Genomic DNA, 21047 nt, shown 5'->3' with positions numbered 1-21047 from the left:
CCCGCCCCCTGTCTCGGGGGGCGGGCCTTCGTCCTGTTCCGCGGTGTGCGTCCTACCCGGCGAACGCGACGCTCACTTGGCGAACTTGTCACTCACCGAGTCGTACACACCCTTGGCCACCTCACCCAGCCGCGGCCCCGCGAGCCAGCCCGAACGCACCGGACCGATCGACGTGTTGGACACCAGGGCCGGTTTGCCGTCCGACCCCGTCGCCACCCAGCCGCCGCCGGACGAACCACCGGTCATCGTGCAGCCGATCCGGTACATCGTCGGGTCCGACTCGCTGAACGACAGCCGCCCCGGCTTGTCCGTGCACTGGTAGAGCTTCTGCCCGTCGAACGGCGCCGCGGCCGGATAACCCGTCGCGGTGATGCTGTCCACCTTCGGCACCGCGGGAGCGGCGAAGTCCACCGGCAGCGCCGAACCGACCGTCTCCTCCAGCGACTTGCCGGAACCGCCCGCCTCCGGCGTCACATGGATCACGGCGAAGTCGTACGGCGCGCCGTCACCACCCGTCTCCCCGCCCTGCGCGATCCACTGGTCCGAGGTCTTCACCCAGTCACCCCACCAGACACCGTAGGGCGCGGCCTGCTCCTTGGTGGCCGTCTGGAGCTGCTCGGCGGACAGACCCTTGTCGTTGTACGACGGCACGAACGCGATGTTGCGGTACCAGCCGCCCTTCTTGCCCGCGTGCACACAATGGCCGGCCGTCCACACCAGGTTGGACTTGCCCGGGTGCGCCGGGTCCTCCACGACCGTCGCCGAGCAGACCATCGTGCCCTCGGGGGCGTCGAAGAACACCTTGCCCGCCTCAGGGGCGTTGGCGTGGTACGACGTCGGCACGGCCTTCGCGTCCACCGGCTCGGGCGTCGGGTCGGTCACCCCCTGGTCGCCGGAGAGGTCGTTGTCGTCGACCCCCCGGTCCGGGTCCTCCGCCTCCCGCATCCGGTCCGGGTCCCACAGGCCCTTGATGATCGGGTTGATGTAGTCCTGGGCCTCACGCAGCCAGTCGTCCCTGTCCCAGTTCTTCCACGCGCCGTTCTTCCACTTGTCCAGATCGATCCCGTGCTCCTTGAGCCGGTCCTTGATGTCGTCCGGGATCGTGATCTTTCCGTCGCCGCCCGCCGTGGCCGACGCGGTGGCCTTGCCGTCGGCGTTGGTGTCGCCCGAGTCGCAGGCGGTCGCGGTGAGCGCGAGCACCGAGGCGAGGGCGACGGCACCGAGCACGGGGGAGGTCCTGCGGCGCGCGGTCCTCCCCCGACGAGCGGTGAACGACAGGCGTATCGATCGCATGGTCTGACTCCCCCTGCTGTCAACGAACTTGAAGCTACGGCCGCCCCCGCCGGGCGGAACCCACCGTGTTCCCACGCGGAGTTCAGCCGGGTCTCACGGCCCTGTGCAATGCCCCCACACGATATGCGTTCGCTGTGGGGGACTTCCGACAGGAGGGCAACGGTTCCGTCACGGCAAGGATCTTGAGGCAACCCGTAACCGGGACGGCCGTCCGGGGTTGGTAGCGGTGGGGGGTCCGCTGCCCGCGCGCGGCCCCCCGAACCGCGGGAGGACAGGGAGCCGTGACCGAGCCAGTGCCCGACGAGGTCCCTCCGGGGCGATCCACCGGACCGTCGCCCGCCGGAACGTCCCCCGTCGGCCAGGCCGGCCGACGACCCGCGCACGAAGGGATCCTCCGGCGCCAGTCGGCCCGCGAGTCCGCGGCGCGCACCTATGCGCGCGCCCTGCCCATCGTGCCGGTACGCGCCCGGGGACTGACCATCGAGGGCGCCGACGGCCGCCGCTACCTCGACTGCCTCTCCGGCGCCGGCACCCTCGCGCTCGGCCACAACCATCCCGTCGTCCTGGAGGCCATCCGCAAGGTCCTCGACTCGGGCGCGCCGCTGCACGTCCTCGACCTCGCCACCCCGGTCAAGGACGCCTTCATCACCGAACTCTTCCGCACCCTGCCGCCCGGTCTCGCCGACCGCGCCCGCGTGCAGTTCTGCGGACCGGCCGGCACGGACGCCGTGGAGGCCGCGCTCACCCTGGTGCGCGCCGCCACCGGCCGCACGGGCGTCCTCGCCTTCACCGGCGCCTATCACGGCATGACCTCCGGATCCCTCGAAGCCTCAGGCGGCGCCCACGACGTCCGCGTGGCCCGCCTGCCCTATCCGCAGGACTACCGCTGCCCGTTCGGCGTCGGCGGCGATCGCGGCGCCGAACTCGCCGCGCGCTGGACCGAGTCCGTCCTCGACGACCCCAAGTCCGGGGTCCGGCGCCCCGCCGGGATGATCCTCGAACCCGTCCAGGGCGAGGGCGGTGTGATCCCCGCGCCGGACACCTGGATGCGGCGCATGCGGCAGATCACCGCCGACCGCTCCATTCCCCTCATCGCCGACGAGGTCCAGACGGGCGTCGGCCGCACCGGCGCCTTCTGGGCGGTGGAACACAGCGGGATCACCCCCGACGTGATGGTCCTCTCCAAGGCCATCGGCGGCAGCCTGCCCCTGGCCGTCGTCGTCTACCGCGACGACCTCGACGTCTGGGAACCGGGCGCCCACGCCGGTACCTTCCGCGGCAACCAGCTCGCCATGGCCGCCGGCACGGCCACCCTCGCCCACGTCCGCGAGAACCGCCTCGCCGAACGCGCGGCCATCCTGGGAGCCCACCTGCTGAGCCGGCTCCGGCACCTCGCCGAGGACCTCCCCTGCATGGGCGACGTGCGCGGGCGCGGACTCATGATCGGGGTCGAACTCGTCGACCCGGAGACCGAGGAGGAGAGGGGACACGGGGAGGCGCCGGGACGCGAGGCCTCGGAAGGGGAGGCCTCGGCAAGGGAGGCCTCGGGCCGGGCGGGCGGAGCCGCGGTGGGCGCGGCCCCCGGTGCCCCGGACGCCACCCCAGCCCGCGGGCCCCACCCTGCCGCCCCCGAACTGGCCGTCGCCGTACAGCGCGAGTGCCTGCGCCGCGGCCTGATCATCGAACTGGGCGGCCGCCACGCAAGCGTCGTACGCCTGCTTCCGCCCCTGACGATCACCGACGAACAGGCCGCCGCCGTAATCGACCGGCTGGCCGACGCGATCCAGGCGGCCGCCCGCGGCCACGCCCACCGCAAGCACCAGCGCGACGAGAACCAGCCCAAGCGGCAGCCCCGGCAGGCTCCGGAGCCACGCGGCCGTGCCGACCGCACATGGTGACCCAGGGCCGGCGGGACGTACGGAGGCGCCGCCGCAGCGGCTCCGCGCGTGGCCCGGGCCCTTGCCCGCCCCGCCCAGGAGACGGACACCGCCCGGCCACTCCACGCCACCGCGTCCCCACCGCCGTTCCGGCCGGTCACGCCGCCGACCGCGCCGGCCCCACCCGATGAGGAACGCCCTTGAACGACTCCCCTGAGCCCTCCCGCTCTTCCTCCGGTCCCACCTCAGCCGTTTCCGTCCCACCAGCGTCCACCTCCTTCATTCCGTCGCCGCACATCACCCCGCCCGGGTCCGTCCCTCCCCGGCAGCGCCAGGCCACCCCTGCCGAACCGGCGCCCTTCGTCCCCGCCCACCCCTTGGACCATCCCGACCCGCACACCGCGGCACAGGCGGCGGCCGTGGAGAGCCTGCTGCGCTGCTGGGTGCGCGAGGCAGGCCTGCGCGCCCCGGCCGACGGCACCCTCCGAGTGCCGCTTCCCGCCAGCGGCACCGCCCTGCTCACCCCCGTCCACTACTGGTCCCCGACCGGCTGGCACCACTTCGGCCTCCCACGCCTGGCCGACACCCCGGAGCAGTTCCCACCGGTCGACGCCGTCCTGCTTGCCGCACTGCTGTCCCGCGAGACGCCCATGACGCCCAAGGCGCCCGCGACGCCTGAGCCACTCGTGACGCCCGAGGCCCCCGTGACGTCGGCGCGAGCTGTGACGCCAGAGGCTCCCGTGACGTCGGCGCGAGCTGTGACGCCAGAGGCTCCCGTGACGTCGGCACGAGCCGTGACGCCAGAGGCTCCCGTGACGTCGGCACGAGCCGTGACGCCCGAGGCTCCCCTGACGTCGGCACGAGCTGTGACGACCGAGGCTCCCGAGCTGCTCGGCCCAGCCGACGCGGCCACCCCGCCCGGCCTGGCCCAGACACCCGACCTGGCCGCGATGCCCGACCTGGCCGGGACACACGCCCTGGCCGGGACACAAGCCCTGCCCGACCCGGCCCGGACGCCCGCCTCACCCCGGCCGCCGGTCGGCCCCGGCATCGACCAAGTCGCCCTGGTGGCCCGTGTCGCCGACTCCGTCCGCCGTACGACGGACTTCATCCGCGAGCGGCGCGAGCACCCCGCCGACGGCCCCGACCTGTTCCTCTCCGCCGAACAGGCCCTGCTCCTCGGACACCCCCTGCACCCCACCCCGAAGAGCCGCGAAGGCCTCTCCGACGCGGAGGGACGGCTGTACTCACCCGAGGTGCGCGGCTCCTTCCCCCTTCACTGGCTGGCTGTCGCTCCTTCCTTGCTGGCCGCCGACTCAGCCTGGACGGAAAGCGGCCGTACCGTCCCCGCGGACCGGCTGACGGCCCGACTCGCCGACGCCGGACTGCCGTTGCCCGTCCGCCGCACGCTGCCCGACGGGTACGCCCTTCTGCCGATGCACCCCTGGCAACTGCACGAGGTCGGCCACCGCCCCGACGTCGCCGCCCTGTTCACAACCGGGTTGCTCCGGGACCTCGGCCCGCTCGGCATCCCCTGGTGTCCCACCTCCTCCGTACGCACCGTCTACCGGTCCGGCGCCCCGGCGATGCTCAAACTGTCGCTGGGGCTGCACCTCACCAACTCCCGTCGGGAGAACCTGCGCAAGGAACTCCGCCGCGGTGTCGAGGTCCACCGCCTGCTGCGAGCCGGCCTGTCCCGGCGGTGGCAGGCCGCCCACCCAGGGTTCGACATCGTCCGCGACCCGGCCTGGCTGGCCGTCGACGGGACCGACGGCCGACCGGTGCCGGGACTCGACGTGGTGATCCGCCACAACCCGTTCACCGCCACGGACGACGTCTCCTGCGTCGCAGGCCTGGTCTCGCCCCGGCCGCCGTTCCCGCGCGCCGTCGAGGCGCCCACCGCGGCCACGGACACGAAACCGGTGCAGAGCTCCCGGCTGGCCGACGTCGTCACCCGTCTCGCCGCACGAACAGGGCGTCCGCTCGCGGCCGTCGCCGTCGAGTGGTTCCTGCGCTACCTGGAGCACATCGTGCGCCCGGTGCTCTGGCTCGACGGGGAGGCGGGCATCGCCCTCGAGGCCCACCAGCAGAACACGCTCCTCCTGCTGGACCCCGACGGCTGGCCCACGGGCGGCCGGTACCGCGACAACCAGGGCTACTACTTCCGCGACTCCCGCCGCGCGGAACTCGAAGCCCGGCTGCCCGGTATCGGCGAGCACAGCGACACCTTCGTCTCCGACGCCGTCACCGACGAGCGCTTCGCCTACTACCTGGGTATCAACAACGTCCTCGGACTCGTCGGCGCCTTCGGCTCACAGCGTCTCGCCGGCGAACACCTGCTGCTCGCCGCCTTCCGCCGCTTCCTCACCACCGCAGCCTGTGGCCCCGACCGGTCGCGCAGCTCGCTGCCCGCCCGGCTCCTCGACTCACCCGTGCTGCGCTGCAAGGCCAATCTGCTGACCCGGCTGCACGGCATGGACGAACTCGTGGGTCCTGTGGACACCCAGTCCGTGTACGTCACCATCGCCAACCCCCTGCACTCCTGAACCGTCCGTATACGCGACGCCGACCCCCTTCGTCCCCGAGGAACCTGCCCCGACCCATCTGCTGAGAGGAGCCCCGCCGTGCCTCCCATCGGCCCGCACGCCGTCACCGGCACCGCATCCACAGCCCTGCTCGACCGCCCGGGCGGCTGGGGGCCCACCCCCACACCCGCGGGCGTCTTCCGTCTCGTCCCCGTCCAGGTCGACCGGGACCTGCCCCGGATCGGCCGGTGGATGAACGAGCCCGCGGTCGCCGCCTTCTGGGAACTGGCGGGACCCCGGACCGTGACCGAACGCCACCTGCGCCGCCAACTCACCGACGGCCACAGCGTTCCGTGCCTCGGCCTGCTGGAGGGCACACCCATGAGCTACTGGGAGATCTACCGGGCCGATCTCGACCCGCTGGCCCGCCACTACTCGGCCCGACCTCACGACACCGGTATCCATCTCCTCATCGGGGGCCCGGACACCCGCGGGCGAGGGCTCGGCGGACTGCTGCTGAGAGCCGTCGCCGACCTCCTGCTCGACAGCAGGCCCGCCTGTTCACGTGTCGTCGCCGAACCCGATCTGCGCAACACCCCCTCCATCGCCGCCTTCCTTCGCGCCGGTTTCCGCTTCTGCGCCGAGGTCGACCTGCCTGCGAAGCGGGCCTGCCTCATGGTCAGGGACAGACACCTCCGAGAAGTTCTGTGACTGTCCGTAGTCGATCCGTCACCCATGCAACGGCTCGGGATTCCGGCCGGTTCCCGCCCGTCCCGAGAATCTCCGAGAAATTTTTCCGCTTCCCCGCCGATGTCCCCAGGCCCTTTCCCGGCCCCGAATCCGAGAAGCCCCGCACCGTGAAACCCTCACCGATTCCCTCACCGCCGCCCCCGCCGACCACCTGCGCGATCACCCGTTTGTCAGTGCCGAGCCGTAGGGTGGTCGCGCTATGACGAAGCCCTCACTCCCCGAACTCCTCCATGCCGCTGTCGCCGCTGTCGGCGGTACGGAGCGCCCCGGCCAGGTGACCATGGCCGAAGCCGTCGCGGAGGCGATCGACGACGGATCCCACCTGCTGGTCCAGGCCGGCACCGGCACCGGAAAGTCGCTGGGCTACCTGGTGCCCGCGCTCGCGCACGGGGAGCGGGTCGTGGTCGCGACCGCCACCCTGGCCCTGCAGCGCCAGCTGGTGGAGCGGGACCTGCCGCGCACGGTCGACGCGCTGCACCCGCTGCTGCGCAGGCGCCCCGAGTTCGCGATGCTGAAGGGCCGCTCCAACTACCTGTGCCTGCACCGGCTGCACGAGGGCATCCCGCAGGACGAGGAGGAAGGCCTCTTCGACCAGTTCGAGGCGGCCGCGCCCAGCAGCAAGCTGGGCCAGGACCTGCTGCGGCTGCGGGACTGGTCGGACGAGACGGAGTCCGGCGACCGGGACGACCTCACCCCGGGCGTGTCCGACCGCGCCTGGGCACAGGTGTCGGTCTCCTCGCGGGAATGCCTCGGCGCGACCAAGTGCGCGTACGGCGCCGAGTGCTTCGCCGAGATGGCCCGTGAGCGCGCCAAGCTGGCCGAGGTCGTCGTCACCAACCACGCGCTGCTGGCCATCGACGCCATCGAAGGCGCCCCCGTCCTCCCGCAGCACGAGGTGCTGATCGTCGACGAGGCGCACGAACTGGTCTCGAGGGTCACCGGCGTCGCCACCGGCGAGCTCACCCCGGGCCAGGTCAACCGTGCCGTGCGCCGGGCCGCGAAGCTGGTCAACGAGAAGGCGGCCGACCAGCTCCAGACCGCCGCCGAGGGCTTCGAGCGCCTGATGGAGCTGGCCCTGCCGGGCCGCCTGGAGGAGATCCCCGAGGACCTCAACTACGCCCTCATGGCCCTGCGCGACGCCGCGCGCACCGTCATCTCCGCCATCGGTACCACTCGTGACAAGTCCGTCCAGGACGAGGACGCCGTCCGCAAGCAGGCGCTCGCCTCCGTGGAGAGCGTGCACGACGTGGCGGAGCGCATCGTGGGCGGCTCCGAGTACGACGTCGTCTGGTACGAACGGCACGACCGTTTCGGCGCCTCCCTGCGCGTCGCCCCCATGTCCGTGTCGGGCCTGCTGCGGGAGAAGCTCTTCGCCGACCGCTCCGTGACCCTGGCCTCGGCGACGCTGAAGCTCGGCGGGGACTTCAACGGCGTGGGCGCGTCCCTGGGGCTCGCGCCGGAGGGCACCGAGGGCGACGACCTTCCCCCGTGGAAGGGCATCGACGTGGGGTCGCCCTTCGACTACCGCAAGCAGGGCATCCTGTACGTCGCCAAGCATCTGTCGCGCCCCGCGCGGGACGGTGATCGCGCGGACATGCTGGACGAGCTGACCGAACTGATCCAGGCGGCCGGCGGACGGACGCTCGGCCTCTTCTCCTCCATGCGCGCGGCCCAGCTCGCGGCCGAGGACCTGCGCGGCCGGATCCCGGAGTTCCCGATCCTGCTCCAGGGCGAGGAGACCCTGGGCGAGCTGATCAAGAACTTCGCGGCGGACCCGAAGACATGTCTCTTCGGCACGCTGTCGCTCTGGCAGGGCGTCGATGTGCCCGGGCCGAGCTGTCAGCTCGTGGTCATGGACAAGATCCCGTTCCCGCGTCCGGACGACCCGCTGATGAGCGCTCGCCAGAAGGCGGTGGAGGACACCGGAGGCAACGGCTTCATGGCCGTGGCCGCCACGCACGCGGCGCTGCTGATGGCCCAGGGCGCCGGCCGGCTGGTCCGCGCGTCGGGGGACCGGGGCGTGGTCGCCGTACTGGATCAGCGACTGGCGACGGCCCGCTACGGGAGCTACCTCAAGGCCTCCCTGCCGGACTTCTGGTACACCACGGACCGCAACCAGGTGCGGAAGTCGCTCGCGGCGATCGACGCGACGGCACGGCGGACCGAGACCGAGCAGGCGTAGGGGAACAGCACAGGGCCCCGGAACCGGCGCAGGGATCCCGGGGCCCAGTCAGGGGGGCGGAGGAGGTGAGGCCGCCCGCCGTGCTCAGACGCGGCGGAGGACCGCCACCACCTTGCCGAGGATGGTCGCGTCGTCACCGGGGATCGGCTCGTACGCGGCGTTGTGCGGGAGCAGCCACACATGGCCGTCCTCGCGCTTGAACCGCTTCACGGTGGCCTCGCCGTCGAGCATGGCCGCCACGATGTCGCCGTTCTCGGCGACGGGCTGACGCCGGACGGTGACCCAGTCGCCGTCGCAGATCGCGGCTTCGATCATGGAGTCGCCGACGACCTTGAGCACGAACAGCTCACCGTCGCCGACGAGCTGCCGCGGGAGCGGGAACACGTCCTCGACGGACTCCTCGGCGAGGATCGGGCCACCGGCGGCGATCCGGCCCACCAGGGGGACGTAGGACGCGGCGGGCTTGCCGGCGGTGTCCGTGGGCTGCACGGAGACGGCCTGGTCGGAGCCGCGGACCTCGTACGCGCGCGGGCGGTGCGGGTCGCGGCGCAGGAAGCCCTTGCGCTCCAGCGCCATCAGCTGGTGCGCCACCGAGGACGTGCTGGACAGGCCGACGGCCTGGCCGATCTCCCGCATGGACGGCGGGTAGCCGCGCCGCTGTACGGAGTCCCGGATGACCTCGATCACCCGGCGCTGCCGGTCGGTCAGGCCCGAGCTGTCCGCCCGGATGCCTGGAGGTCGGCCCGGCAGGGAGCGCTTGTGCCCCTCCGGGTTCACGGCTTCGTTCATCGCATGCACCGGCTCGAGTCGGCCCTGGGAGCGGTCCTGGGCGGTGATGGTGGCGCTGTCTGCGGTGGTGGTCACGTCGTCGGCCCCTCTCGATTGTCTCCCTGCTGCACAACGGTAGTAGCTTTCGAAAGGTTGCGCCAAACACACGTTCGAGTGAAAAAGCGTGGATAGCCTGACTTGATCATGTGTCTGGGTGTATAGCCAACGTGATGACCGGCGGACGGAAGCGCCCGTTGTTGTACTCTTCACCGCCGGGGCGCCCCCCTTGCGCGGTGTCGCCCCAGTCTGCCATCAGGTTCCCCGAGGCCGGCGTGCCGCTCCCACTCATGCGCGAGAGCCCCACGGGTCCTCCCTGAGGCGCCCACGATATCGCCGTATGTGCCGCGCGAACATGCTTGTACACGCGCGCGTAGGGACCGGTTTCGGGTGCTCGCCGTGACGGCGGGAACGCGCGGTGTGAGGGCTTCGAGCGCGACACGCGATACGGCCTGGATGTATGGGCCAAGCCCCATATCTAGTGCTTGGATGTCATCAGCGGCCCACAAGTTGTGTTGCCCTTGGTCTTCGCATCCACGTGGATCGCCTATGCTTGGGGCTGCTTCGAGGGGCCCATGAGGCCCGGCGAGGCTATTGAGTCTGCTGTGAGGAGGGTTGGGACTTCATGCACTGCCCCTTCTGCAGGCACCCCGACAGCCGTGTCGTCGACAGCCGTACGACGGACGACGGCACGTCCATCCGCAGGCGCCGCCAGTGTCCTGACTGCTCCCGTCGTTTCACGACCGTGGAGACGTGCTCGCTCATGGTGGTGAAGCGGTCCGGAGTCACCGAGCCGTTCAGCCGCACCAAGGTCATCAACGGCGTGCGCAAGGCATGTCAGGGACGGCCCGTCACCGAGGACGCGCTCGCCCAGCTTGGCCAGCGGGTCGAGGAGGCGGTGCGGGCCACCGGAAGCGCCGAGCTGACCACCCACGACGTGGGACTGGCCATACTCGGCCCGTTGCAGGAACTCGACCTCGTCGCCTACCTGCGGTTCGCCTCCGTCTATCGGGCCTTCGACTCGCTCGAGGACTTCGAGGCCGCGATCGCGGAACTCAGGGACCAGCCGGGACGTACCGCCGCGGACGACGACGACCGCGAAGGCGACCCCGACGCTGTCATGGGGGGCCGGGAGGACGACGGCGGCCGCGGAGGGACCACGCGGGTCCCCGAGCCCGCCCACGCCGCCGACTGACCCGACGGACCGGAACCGGGCGGAGACCCCGGATCCGGTCGGGCAGCGGCGGACCAAGACTTGCTGCGGACCAGGCGCATCGACGTCCGCAGCACCAGACACCACACCGTGCCACGGGAACATCGTGGCATTTCAGGGCGTTTTTGCCTGTACAGGGAGGCGGCATGACAGAGACGGCGAGCGGTCCGGCACGAGGGTCCCGCGCGAAGGGCGCGAAGACCACCAAGGGCCTGCGTATCGAGCGCATCCATACCACCCCCGGCGTGCACCCGTACGACGAGGTGGTCTGGGAGCGTCGTGACGTCGTCATGACCAACTGGCGCGACGGCTCGATCAACTTCGAGCAGCGTGGCGTCGAGTTCCCCGACTTCTGGTCGGTGAACGCGGTCAACATCGTCACCAGCAAGTACTTCCGCGGTGCCGTCGGCACCCCCCAGCGCGAGGTCGGGCTCAAGCAGCTGATCGACCGCATCGTGAAGACGTACTCGAAGGCCGGCGAGGACCACAAGTACTTCGCGTCGGCCGCCGACGTCGAGATCTTCGAGCACGAGCTGGCCTACGCCCTGCTGCACCAGATCTTCAGCTTCAACAGCCCCGTCTGGTTCAACGTGGGCACCCCGCAGCCCCAGCAGGTCTCCGCCTGCTTCATCCTGGCCGTCGACGACTCCATGGAGTCGATCCTCGACTGGTACAAGGAAGAGGGCATGATCTTCAAGGGCGGCTCCGGCGCCGGCCTGAACCTCTCCCGCATCCGCTCCTCCAAGGAGCTGCTGTCCTCCGGCGGCAACGCCTCCGGTCCGGTGTCCTTCATGCGCGGCGCCGACGCCTCCGCCGGCACCATCAAGTCCGGTGGCGCCACCCGCCGCGCGGCCAAGATGGTCGTCCTCGACGTGGACCACCCGGACATCGAGGACTTCATCGCCACCAAGGTGAAGGAAGAGGAGAAGATCCGCGCCCTGCGCGACGCGGGCTTCGACATGGATCTGGGCGGCGACGACATCACGTCCGTCCAGTATCAGAACGCCAACAACAGCGTCCGCGTGAACGACGAGTTCATGACGGCCGTCGAGAACGGCGGCGAGTTCGGCCTCCGCGCCCGTATGACGGGCGAGATCATCGAGAAGGTCGACGCCAAGGCGCTCTTCCGCAAGCTCGCCGAGGCCGCGTGGGCCTGTGCCGACCCGGGCATCCAGTACGACGGCGTCATCAACAACTGGCACACCTGCCCCGAGTCCGGCCGGATCACCGCGTCGAACCCGTGCAGCGAGTACATGCACCTGGACAACACGTCCTGCAACCTCGCCTCGCTGAACCTGATGAAGTTCCTCAAGGACGACGGCCAGGGCACCCAGTCCTTCGACGCCGAGCGCTTCCAGAAGGTCGTCGAGCTCGTCATCACCGCGATGGACATCTCCATCTGCTTCGCCGACTTCCCCACCCAGAAGATCGGCGAGAACACGCGCGCGTTCCGCCAGCTCGGCATCGGCTACGCCAACCTCGGCGCCCTGCTGATGGCCACCGGCCACGCCTACGACTCCGACGGCGGCCGCGCCCTCGCCGGTGCCATCACCTCCCTGATGACCGGCACGGCCTACCGCCGCTCCGCGGAGCTGGCCTCGGTCGTCGGCCCGTACGACGGCTACGCCCGCAACGCCGACGCCCACAACCGCGTCATGAAGCAGCACGCCGACGCCAACGGCACGGCCGTCCGCATGGACGACCTCGACACCCCCGTCTGGGCCGCGGCCACGGAGGCCTGGCAGGACGTGCTGCGTCTCGGCGAGAAGAACGGTTTCCGTAACGCCCAGGCGTCCGTGCTCGCCCCGACCGGCACCATCGGCCTGGCGATGTCCTGCGACACCACCGGTGTCGAGCCCGACCTCGCCCTGGTCAAGTTCAAGAAGCTGGTCGGCGGCGGCTCGATGCAGATCGTCAACGGCACCGTCCCGCAGGCCCTGCGCCGCCTGGGCTACCAGGAGGAGCAGATCGAGGCGATCGTCGCCCACATCGCCGAGAACGGCAATGTGATCGACGCCCCCGGTCTCAAGCAGGAGCACTACGAGGTGTTCGACTGCGCCATGGGCGAGCGCGCCATCTCCCCGATGGGCCACGTCCGCATGATGGCCGCGATCCAGCCCTGGATCTCCGGCGCCATCTCCAAGACGGTCAACATGCCGGAGACGGCGACCGTCGAGGAGGTCGAGGAGATCTACTTCGAGGCCTGGAAGCTCGGCGTCAAGGCGCTCGCGATCTACCGCGACAACTGCAAGGTCGGCCAGCCCCTCTCCGCGAAGACGAAGGACACCAAGGAGCAGGAGACGGCCGAGATCACCGAGAAGGCCGAGGACACGATCCGTACCGCGGTCGAGAAGGTCGTCGAGTACCGCCCGGTCCGCAAGCGTCTTCCCAAGGGCCGTCCCGGCATCACCACCTCCTTCACGGTCGGTGGCGCCGAGGGCTACATGACGGCCAACTCCTACCCTGACGACGGCCTTGGTGAGGTCTTCCTGAAGATGTCCAAGCAGGGTTCGACCCTCGCCGGCATGATGGACGCCTTCTCCATCGCCGTCTCGGTGGGCCTGCAGTACGGTGTGCCGCTCGAGACCTACGTCTCGAAGTTCACCAACATGCGCTTCGAGCCGGCCGGTATGACGGACGACCCGGACGTGCGGATGGCGCAGTCGATCGTCGACTACATCTTCCGCCGCCTCGCGCTCGACTTCCTGCCCTTCGAGACGCGCTCCGCGCTCGGCATCCACTCCGCCGAGGAGCGTCAGCGTCACCTGGAGACCGGCTCCTACGAGCCGGCCGAGGAGGACGTCGACGTCGAGGGTCTGGCCCAGTCGGCCCCGCGCCAGACGGAGCTGAAGGCCGTCGCCGTCCCGAAGGCGGCCGCCGAGGTGGTCAAGCCCGCCCCGAAGCAGGCCCACACCAGCGCAGAACTGGTGGAGATGCAGCTGGGCATCCAGGCCGACGCCCCGCTCTGCTTCTCCTGCGGTACCAAGATGCAGCGGGCCGGTTCCTGCTACATCTGCGAGGGCTGCGGCTCGACCAGCGGCTGCAGCTGATCCCCGCCGTGCCGGCCAGGTCCCCGTGATCTGGCAAGGGCGGTGGAGCCGGTCCTCGGCTCCACCGCCCTCGGTGTTCTCCTGACGGGATCAGGAGTGCCGTACCTGGCCCATGACCCTGGTGAACGTCGCCGGGTCGTCCTCGAATCCCTGGACGCCCTGGTGGAACGTCCAGCCGTCGGGCTCGCGCACGAACTCCCCGACCGTCGCCGCCGTCGCGCCGAGCACGTCACCGAACTCGTCCTCGTCCAGGACCGTGTAGCCCTCCCGGATGCGGAAGGCGGGATTGAGGACGCTGACGAAGGTGCGGTGCGCCTCATGCTGCTGGATGACGACACCGACCACCACGCGCGTGTACCGCGCGTCCAGCCGCTCGAGCTCCAGCGTCATGACCTCGTCCCAGCCGAAACCCTTGCCGTCCTTGCTGTCCCGGTTGAGATAGATCGTGCCGTCCGGCGAGCGGCTGTCGAAGTGCACCACATAGGCGGGCGCCCCGGACGGATCGCTCGCGAGGTACGTCGCGGCGACGATGTCCAGATCGGTGGCCGCCTGTCCCGCCGGACTGGGGTCCCACTTCAGCGCCATCTCGATCTTGCGGATCCCCTTGTTGATGCCGCTCACGGACTTCCCTCCCCGTTCACCGTCTGACCTCGCCCCGAACTGCCCGATCATCAGGGCCGGTTGTCCATCCTGCCACGCGCGCGTGCCCCACGGGATGGCTGCTCTGCGCCAGAGAGTGACCGACGCCACGCCCGGTGGCCTTACCATGGCGCGGTGCTGGTCAAGTGGATTCGCTGCACCGTGGTGGACCGCCGCGGTTTCGAACGGGGGCAGCGAAAGTGGGCGGGGCTTCTGGGGGAGCCGGGATTTCGGGGACAGGGCGGGGGCTGGAGCAGGAGCCGGCCCTCCGTCGCGCATGTCTTCGCCTTCTGGGAGAGCCGTGCCTTCTACGACTCCTTCATGGCGCGTTCCCATGACCGGCTGGCCGCGACCCAGGCAGGCACGTTCAAGGACGCCCAGGTGCGGCTGTTCGACTACCGCTTCGACGTGAAGACCGGCTTCGAGCCCCGCTTCACCGACTCCGACCTGCTGCGCGTGGCCCTGTGCAGGGTCCACGAGGAGCGCGCCGAACACTTCACGCTCATGCAGGAGAAGGTGTGGAACCCGGCCATGGCCGGTTCGCCCGGCATGATCCGCGGGCTGTTCGCCGAGGCGCCCGGCCATGAGTTCATGGTCCTGTCGATGTGGCGCTCCGAGGCCGAGCACGGAAAGTACCGCACCGAACGCGTGGAGCGGCTCGCGCTGCGCGCGCAGACCGAGGCGGACATCGCGGCCCTCACCGGTGACATCATCGAACTGGAGTCGACCTGGACCGTATGAGCACTGGTCCTGACCACTTGTGGTGGAAGATGTGTACTCCTGTGACTCATGGTGCTCGATCCGTGTGACCTACGCCGTATGGGCGCCGTACGAGTATTCGATCTGCCGCATCCCGATCTAGGGTTTTGGCATGGCACGACCACGGCGCATCGTCCTTGTCCGGCACGGGGAATCAACGGGCAATGTTGATGACACCGTCTACGAGCGTGAACCCGACCACGCGCTGGCCCTCACCGACCGGGGCCGACGGCAGGCGGAGGAGACCGGCAAAAGACTCCGGGAGGTGCTCGGCGACGAGCCGGTCAGCGTGTACGTCTCCCCCTACCGCCGCACTCACGAGACCCTGCAGGCCTTCCATCTCGATCCCGACCGCATCAGGGTCCGGGAGGAGCCCCGGCTGCGCGAGCAGGACTGGGGGAACTGGCAGGACCGGGACGACGTACGGCTCCAGAAGGCCTACCGGGACGCCTACGGGCACTTCTTCTACCGCTTCGCCCAGGGCGAGAGCGGAGCCGATGTGTACGACCGGGTCGGCGGCTTCCTGGAGAGCCTGTTCCGCAGCTTCGAGGCCCCCGACCATCCGCCGAACGTGCTCATCGTGACCCACGGCCTCGCCATGCGCTTGTTCTGCATGCGCTGGTTCCACTGGACGGTCGCCGAATTCGAGTCGCTGTCGAATCCCGGGAATGCCGAGATGCGCATGCTCGTCCTCGGGGACGACGACAAGTACACCCTTGACCGGCCCTTCGACCGGTGGCGAGATCCTGAGCCCTACGGGGGTCACCGGATAGAGTGGCAGGGCGATGACCGCTGACTCCTCTCCCGACGGGCGCCTGGAGCGCGCCCTCGCCAGTCTGCGCGGACTCGCGGTGGGTGACGCGCTCGGGTCGCAGTTCTTCGTACCCGTGAACTACCCGCTGCTGAAGGACCGCGCCCTGCCCCCCGGCCCCTGGCAATGGACCGACGACACCGAGATGGCCTGCTCGGTGGTGGCCGTCCTGGCCTCTCACCACCGCATCGACCAGGATGCCCTGGCCCGTTCCTTCGCCGAGCACCACGACTTCGACCGGGGCTACGGCCCCGCGGTCAACCGCCTGCTGAGGCTGGTCCGAGAGGGCGCCGACTGGCGCGAACTGTCGGCGGCCCTGTTCAAGGGGCAGGGGTCCTGGGGCAACGGCGCCGCGATGCGGATCGCCCCTCTGGGCGCCTGGTACGCGGACGACCCCGAGCAGGCCACCCATCAGGCGGAGATCTCCTCCTATCCCACGCATCAGCACCGTGAGGCCGTGGTCGGCGCCATGGCCGTCGCCGCGGCCGCCGCGCTGGCCGGCGCGCCCGGTGGCCCACCCGCCCCCGGGGCGCTGCTGGACGGTGTCATCGCCCTGGTGCCGAAGAGCGCAGTCGGCGCCGGCCTGCGCCGCGCCAGGGACATGCTCGACTACAGCGACGCCGGTACGGTCGCGGCCGTGCTGGGCTGCGGACGGCGTACGTCCGCTCATGACACCGTTCCCTTCGCGCTCTGGTCTGCCGCGCGCGCCCTCGGGGACTACGAGACGGCGTTCTGGACGACCGCGCAGGTCGGCGGGGACGTCGATACCACCTGCGCCATCGTGGGCGGCGTGCTGGCCGCGGGGAAGACCGGCATGCCTCCGGCCGCCTGGGCGGAACAGGTGGAGGCGCTTCCGGAGTGGGTCGCCACGCCCGCCTGACGCGGTCGAGCGGCGGCAGTGTTCCCTGCGCCGGATTCTCGTGCCCCCAAGTGGAAACTCTGCGTGTCCGCCGGGAACTCTGCGTGACCGTTCGGGCGTTGGACAGTCATCCGCCGTGCGATGTGTGCAGGCATGAGCGGGCGACGGGGGAGCGGCTGTTCAGGGGGTGGTGGTCATGTGGTTCGTCGTGTTCGCGCGGGTGGCCGGAGTGGTGCTGTGGGCCGTCGGTGCGTTGCGGATGGCCGTGGCGCCGCCCCTGCGCGCCGCGCTCGGGGCGGCTCCGGGCCATCCGCAGGCCTCACCCCGCCATGGGCCCCGCCGACCCGGACAGGGCGTCCAGGTCGCTCTTGCGGACCTTGATCACGAACCAGGCCGTGATCAGGGCAATGGAGGCTATCGCGGCGGCCGGGACGAAGGCGGTGGAGATGCCGTGAGCGAGGACCTCGTGCCCCCAGGGAGCGGGCAGCTGATGCGTTGTGGCGAACTCGGCCTTCTGCTCCGCCGTGCCGTTGGCGAGGAAGCCCGGCAGCTGCTTCTCGGCCTCGTCCTTGCTGGCCGAGCCGAAGACCGTGGTCAGGATGGCCAGGCCGAGCGAACCTCCCACCTGCTGGGTGGCGTTGAGCAGCCCGGACGCGGCGCCGGCTTCGTGCGGGGCGACGCCGGAGACGGCCGTGACCGTCGCCGTCACGAAGTTCAGGCCCATGCCGAACCCGAACACCAGCATGGGACCGAGCACGCCGCTCAGGTAGGAGCTGTCGGGGCTGATGAACGTCAGCCAGGACAGGCCGGTCACGACCAGCGTGGCCCCGGCGAGCATGAACGGCTTGGGGCCCAGGGTGGGCAGGAAGCGCTGGGACAGGCCCGCGCCCACCGCGATCGCGGCCGTGACGGGCAGGAAGGCGAGCCCGGCGCTGATGGGGCTGTAGCCGAGCACGTTCTGCACGAAGAGGACGATGTAGAAGAACATGCCGAACATCGCCGCGGCCAGGCTCAGCATGATCAGGTATGTGCCGGTCCGGTTGCGGTCGGCGAACATCTTCAGCGGGGTGATCGGCTCCTTGGCCCGCATCTCGGTGAACACGAAGGCCAGCAGCAGGACCAGCGCGGCACCGAAGGCGGTGAGCGTCAGACCGTCCCGCCAGCCTTCCCCGGCGGCCCGGATGAATGCGTAGACCAGGGAGGCCATACCGGCCGTCGAGGTCACGGCGCCGGCGATGTCGAAGCGCCCCGGATGCCGTTCCGACTCGTTGATGTAGAGCGGTGTGAGGGAGGCGATCAGCACACCGATGGGCACGTTGACGAAGAGCACCCAACGCCAGTCCAGCCACTCGGTGAGCATGCCGCCCGCGAGCAGGCCTATGGCGCCGCCGCCCGCGGAGACGGCGGCGAAGACGCCGAAGGCCCGGTTGCGTTCCGGGCCTTCGGGAAACGTGGTGGTGATGAGCGCGAGCGCGGTGGGCGAGGCGATGGCGCCCCCCATCCCCTGGAGGGCTCGCGCCGCCAGCAACTGCCAGGGTTCCTGAGCCAGTCCGCCGAGCAGCGAGGCGAAGGTGAAGAGCAGGATTCCGGTCATGAACACCCGGCGCCGACCGAGGATGTCACCTGCTCGGGCGCCGAGCAGGAGCAGGCCGCCGAAGGTGAGCGTGTAGGCGCTGACGACCCAGGTGAGGTCGGTGGTGCTGAACTTCAGCGCGTCTTGAATGTGCGGGAGTGCGATGTTCACAATCGTCGCGTCGAGTACCACCATGAGTTGGCAGGCCGCGATGACGGTGAGCGCGATGCCGGGGTGCCCCTCCCGGCGGGCCGCACCCGGTTTCTGGTCCTGAATCAACTGAGAGGTTGTCACTATGGGTCCCCCACAACTGCCTTAGTGAACGCTGGCGTTCACTCTCGCGTCCACGGTAGTGAGTCCCCACTAGTGAACGCAAGCGTTCACTTTCAGGGTGTCCGTCGGCACGTCCCCCGCTGTCGCCGCGGCCGCACCCCCGCACCGCTTCGAACTCCCCGCCCCCTCTGCTCGCCTGGAGACACTCGGATGGTTACTTCGCGCTGGACGGCCGCACCTGCCCGGACGGCCTCCCCTCGGAGGCGCGGCGCCGTGCTCGAACGCGCGATCCTCGATGCCGCGCTGGAGCAGCTCGGCACCGTCGGCTGGAACGGCCTCACGATGGAGGGAGTCGCCGCCGGGGCGCAGACCGGAAAGGCGGCCGTCTATCGTCGCTGGCCGTCCAAGGAGGATCTCGTCGCGGACGCGCTGAGTGCCGAGCTGCCCCGGCTGGACGCGGCACCCGACCTCGGGAACGTGCGTGAGGACCTGGTGGCGCTGTGCCGGACGGCACGGGACGCGATGTTCTCGCGCCCCGGCTTCGCGCTGCGTTCGATCATTCACGAATGTGATCCATCGCAGTCGGAGCGGTTCCGGGGGCTGATCGTCCAGGGGGTCGTCGAGCCGGCCGTCAGGATGCTGCACGAGGTCATCACCCGTGGAATCGAGCGGGGCGAGGTGGGGGCCGGGGCTGCGAACAGCTATGTCTTCGACGCCATTCCGGCCATGATGATGTACCGATCCAAGGTGTGCGGAAGTGAATGGAGCGATCAAGAACTCGAAGAGATGATCGACCGGCTCATGCTTCCGCTGCTGCGTCCGGACGCCTCCTGAACCATGGTGGGGACGGGCCGGTCCGGGGCGGGTCGGCGGTCGTGGCGAACCGGGGTGTCGCGAGGGGATCTCGGCGGCGTACGCTAAGGGCGCCATGCCGTACGAACCACCCACCCACACCGTCGAGCGCTCCCTCCGCGCAACGACCGGAGCGAAGGTCATTGCCGGTGTCGACGAGGTGGGCCGCGGAGCCTGGGCCGGCCCCGTCACCGTCTGCGCGGCGGTCACCGGACTGCGTCGCCCGCCCGCCGGTCTCACCGACTCCAAACTGCTCACCCTCAAACGGCGCACCGCGCTGGCCGAGGTGCTGCGGACGTGGGTCACGTCCTACGCCCTGGGACACGCCTCCCCGGAGGAGATCGACGACCTGGGGATGACGGCCGCGCTGCGGCTCGCGGCCGGGCGGGCGCTGGAGGCGCTGCCGGTCCGGCCCGACGCGGTGATCCTCGACGGGAAGCACGACTACCTCGGTGCCCCGTGGCAGGTCCGTACGGTCATCAAGGGCGACCGTTCGTGCGTGGCGGTCGCGGCGGCCTCGGTGATCGCCAAGGTTCAGCGCGACAAAATGATGGCCGAACTGGGTGTCGAGCATGCACACTTCGGTTTTGCGGACAATGCCGGGTATCCGTCGCCCGTGCACAAGGCCGCACTGGAGGAGCGGGGCCCCACCCCGTACCACCGGTTGTCGTGGGCGTATCTTGATGCGCTGCCCCAGTGGCGGCACCTCAAGAAGGCCCGCAGCTGGGCGGACGGAAGCGTTCCGGAGATCGAGGGTCAGCTCGGCTTCGACTTCTGACGATTCCGCTCGCACTGATGTGCCACCCACCGGCGCGAGCCGCACCAATGTTTGATAAAAATCAGCCCATGCCTCTCATTCCCGAGGAGCCTCAGATTCACGAGAGTGCCCAGGGTCCCCGCGCCACTCCGGCCAGCGGCCGTACAGCGCCGACCCCTCGACCCGTACCCGGCCCCCGTCCCGCGGCTCCGTCGCGTCCCGGTCGTCCCGGCCCCCTCCGGCCCGCGCCGCCGGTGCAGCGCACCCCGCGTGACGCCGCCCCCAAGCCCGGGCCCTCGGCCCCGGCCACTCCCGCGCCCGCTTCGGCGACTCCCCAGATCCAGCTGATCCCGGCCTCGGCCCAGGGTGCGCTGGACGCCGCCGAGGAGGCCGTGGACCTGCTCCTGGACTCGGGGCGCGCCCCGGGTGACGTCCTGGTGGTCACCACGGGTGAACAGCACCCGTGGGCCGTCCATGAACTGTCCTTCGGCGAGGCGTCCTACTGGGCGCAGCACGACGCCGGGGACGACGTCTTCTACACCGATGGCGCCGCCGCGGGCCGCGCGGGCGTGCGGCCCGTCGTCGTGGTCGCCGTCAACGGTGACGCGGAGTCCGCTGCTGCGGCTCTGTCGACGGCTCGCACCCGGGCCGGCTCCCTGCTGATCTGCTGCGGAGACCCGCAGCAGATCAACACGGTGCTCGGCGCAGGAGTCTGAGCCGAACCCGGTGGACCAGGAGGCGCCGGGGCCGGGCAGGCCTCGCTGCCGCGGCACCTCCACGGTGTGCTTTCGCGTGCGCGGACGACGTGA

The 21047-nt window shown here is 70.4% G+C and carries 16 protein-coding genes; 12 read left to right on the top strand and 4 right to left on the bottom strand.

From position 1 onward, the window contains the following. Positions 1-72: 72 nt before the first annotated feature. Positions 73-1293: a hypothetical protein gene (locus ABZ490_RS16340; RefSeq protein WP_358989799.1), complete on the bottom strand. Its 1221-nt coding sequence runs from the start codon at positions 1291-1293 to the stop codon at positions 73-75. Positions 1294-1682: 389 nt separating this feature from the next. Between ABZ490_RS16340 and ABZ490_RS16335 the strand changes: the two genes are divergently transcribed. The 4 genes from ABZ490_RS16335 (at position 1683) to ABZ490_RS16320 (ending at position 8627) form a co-directional block, all read left to right on the top strand. Further along, complete coding sequence (locus ABZ490_RS16335; protein WP_358989904.1) at positions 1683-3191, top strand: diaminobutyrate--2-oxoglutarate transaminase family protein; 1509 nt, start codon at positions 1683-1685, stop codon at positions 3189-3191. A gap of 356 nt (positions 3192-3547) precedes the next feature. Next, entirely contained in the window at positions 3548-5716 is a 2169-nt protein-coding gene (locus ABZ490_RS16330; RefSeq protein WP_358989797.1) for an IucA/IucC family protein, read from the top strand. Positions 5717-5725: 9 nt separating this feature from the next. Beyond that, positions 5726-6406 (top strand): GNAT family N-acetyltransferase, encoded by a 681-nt coding sequence (locus ABZ490_RS16325; protein WP_358989901.1) that lies wholly within the window; start codon positions 5726-5728, stop codon positions 6404-6406. Positions 6407-6644: 238 nt separating this feature from the next. After that, positions 6645-8627 (top strand): ATP-dependent DNA helicase, encoded by a 1983-nt coding sequence (locus ABZ490_RS16320; protein WP_358989795.1) that lies wholly within the window; start codon positions 6645-6647, stop codon positions 8625-8627. Between the two features lie 84 nt (positions 8628-8711). Here the strand turns inward: ABZ490_RS16320 and lexA are convergent, their stop codons facing one another. Beyond that, positions 8712-9491 carry a transcriptional repressor LexA gene (gene lexA / locus ABZ490_RS16315; protein WP_055635752.1) on the bottom strand — a complete coding sequence of 260 codons (780 nt, stop codon included), beginning with the start codon at positions 9489-9491 and terminating at the stop codon, positions 8712-8714. 586 nt (positions 9492-10077) lie between these two features. Between lexA and nrdR the strand changes: the two genes are divergently transcribed. Together nrdR and ABZ490_RS16305 are read left to right on the top strand one after the other, a co-directional pair. Continuing rightward, positions 10078-10647, top strand: a complete 570-nt coding sequence (gene nrdR, locus ABZ490_RS16310; protein WP_358989792.1) for a transcriptional regulator NrdR — start codon at positions 10078-10080, stop codon at positions 10645-10647. Between the two features lie 164 nt (positions 10648-10811). Beyond that, the gene (locus ABZ490_RS16305; RefSeq protein WP_358989790.1) at positions 10812-13715 is read left to right on the top strand and encodes a vitamin B12-dependent ribonucleotide reductase; all 2904 of its coding nucleotides are present in this window, start codon (positions 10812-10814) and stop codon (positions 13713-13715) included. A 90-nt stretch (positions 13716-13805) separates the two neighbouring features. Here the strand turns inward: ABZ490_RS16305 and ABZ490_RS16300 are convergent, their stop codons facing one another. Beyond that, a complete protein-coding gene (locus ABZ490_RS16300; RefSeq protein ID WP_358989788.1) occupies positions 13806-14336 on the bottom strand; it encodes a TerD family protein in 531 nt (176 codons plus the stop codon). Between the two features lie 153 nt (positions 14337-14489). On the opposite strand from ABZ490_RS16300, the gene ABZ490_RS16295 reads away from it, so the two are divergent. From ABZ490_RS16295 to ABZ490_RS16285, 3 genes are all read left to right on the top strand, one after another. Further along, positions 14490-15095 (top strand): YdbC family protein, encoded by a 606-nt coding sequence (locus ABZ490_RS16295; RefSeq protein ID WP_358989786.1) that lies wholly within the window; start codon positions 14490-14492, stop codon positions 15093-15095. A gap of 130 nt (positions 15096-15225) precedes the next feature. Then, positions 15226-15909 carry a histidine phosphatase family protein gene (locus ABZ490_RS16290; protein ID WP_358989784.1) on the top strand — a complete coding sequence of 228 codons (684 nt, stop codon included), beginning with the start codon at positions 15226-15228 and terminating at the stop codon, positions 15907-15909. Next, positions 15899-16804, top strand: coding sequence for an ADP-ribosylglycohydrolase family protein (locus tag ABZ490_RS16285; protein ID WP_358989782.1), 906 nt, complete (start codon positions 15899-15901; stop codon positions 16802-16804). The genes ABZ490_RS16290 and ABZ490_RS16285 overlap by 11 nt, the downstream gene beginning before the upstream one ends. A gap of 298 nt (positions 16805-17102) precedes the next feature. Here ABZ490_RS16285 and ABZ490_RS16280 read toward each other — a convergent pair whose 3' ends face one another. Then, positions 17103-18650 carry an MFS transporter gene (locus ABZ490_RS16280; RefSeq protein WP_358989780.1) on the bottom strand — a complete coding sequence of 516 codons (1548 nt, stop codon included), beginning with the start codon at positions 18648-18650 and terminating at the stop codon, positions 17103-17105. 189 nt (positions 18651-18839) lie between these two features. Between ABZ490_RS16280 and ABZ490_RS16275 the strand changes: the two genes are divergently transcribed. The 3 genes from ABZ490_RS16275 (at position 18840) to ABZ490_RS16265 (ending at position 20954) form a co-directional block, all read left to right on the top strand. Continuing rightward, positions 18840-19463 carry a TetR/AcrR family transcriptional regulator gene (locus tag ABZ490_RS16275; protein WP_358989778.1) on the top strand — a complete coding sequence of 208 codons (624 nt, stop codon included), beginning with the start codon at positions 18840-18842 and terminating at the stop codon, positions 19461-19463. A 94-nt stretch (positions 19464-19557) separates the two neighbouring features. Next, positions 19558-20259, top strand: a complete 702-nt coding sequence (locus ABZ490_RS16270) for a ribonuclease HII (RefSeq protein ID WP_358989776.1) — start codon at positions 19558-19560, stop codon at positions 20257-20259. 68 nt (positions 20260-20327) lie between these two features. Beyond that, entirely contained in the window at positions 20328-20954 is a 627-nt protein-coding gene (locus ABZ490_RS16265; RefSeq protein ID WP_358989774.1) for a hypothetical protein, read from the top strand. Positions 20955-21047 lie beyond the last annotated feature (93 nt).

The sequence above is a fragment of the Streptomyces sp. NPDC005811 genome (genome assembly GCF_040630405.1).
In the GTDB taxonomy this organism is placed as follows: domain Bacteria; phylum Actinomycetota; class Actinomycetes; order Streptomycetales; family Streptomycetaceae; genus Streptomyces.
This window is presented reverse-complemented; position numbering and strand designations above follow the sequence as displayed.

Excerpts from the sequence above, each read along its gene's own strand:
- ABZ490_RS16340 (WP_358989799.1), bottom strand. The coding sequence starts at position 1,293 with ATGCGATCGATACGCCTGTCGTTCACCGCTCGTCGGGGGAGGACCGCG.
- ABZ490_RS16270 (WP_358989776.1), top strand. The coding sequence starts at position 19,558 with ATGCCGTACGAACCACCCACCCACACCGTCGAGCGCTCCCTCCGCGCA.
- ABZ490_RS16275 (WP_358989778.1), top strand. The coding sequence starts at position 18,840 with ATGGTTACTTCGCGCTGGACGGCCGCACCTGCCCGGACGGCCTCCCCT.
- ABZ490_RS16305 (WP_358989790.1), top strand. The coding sequence starts at position 10,812 with ATGACAGAGACGGCGAGCGGTCCGGCACGAGGGTCCCGCGCGAAGGGC.
- ABZ490_RS16265 (WP_358989774.1), top strand. The coding sequence starts at position 20,328 with ATGCCTCTCATTCCCGAGGAGCCTCAGATTCACGAGAGTGCCCAGGGT.
- ABZ490_RS16320 (WP_358989795.1), top strand. The coding sequence starts at position 6,645 with ATGACGAAGCCCTCACTCCCCGAACTCCTCCATGCCGCTGTCGCCGCT.
- nrdR (WP_358989792.1), top strand. The coding sequence starts at position 10,078 with ATGCACTGCCCCTTCTGCAGGCACCCCGACAGCCGTGTCGTCGACAGC.
- ABZ490_RS16285 (WP_358989782.1), top strand. The coding sequence starts at position 15,899 with ATGACCGCTGACTCCTCTCCCGACGGGCGCCTGGAGCGCGCCCTCGCC.
- ABZ490_RS16290 (WP_358989784.1), top strand. The coding sequence starts at position 15,226 with ATGGCACGACCACGGCGCATCGTCCTTGTCCGGCACGGGGAATCAACG.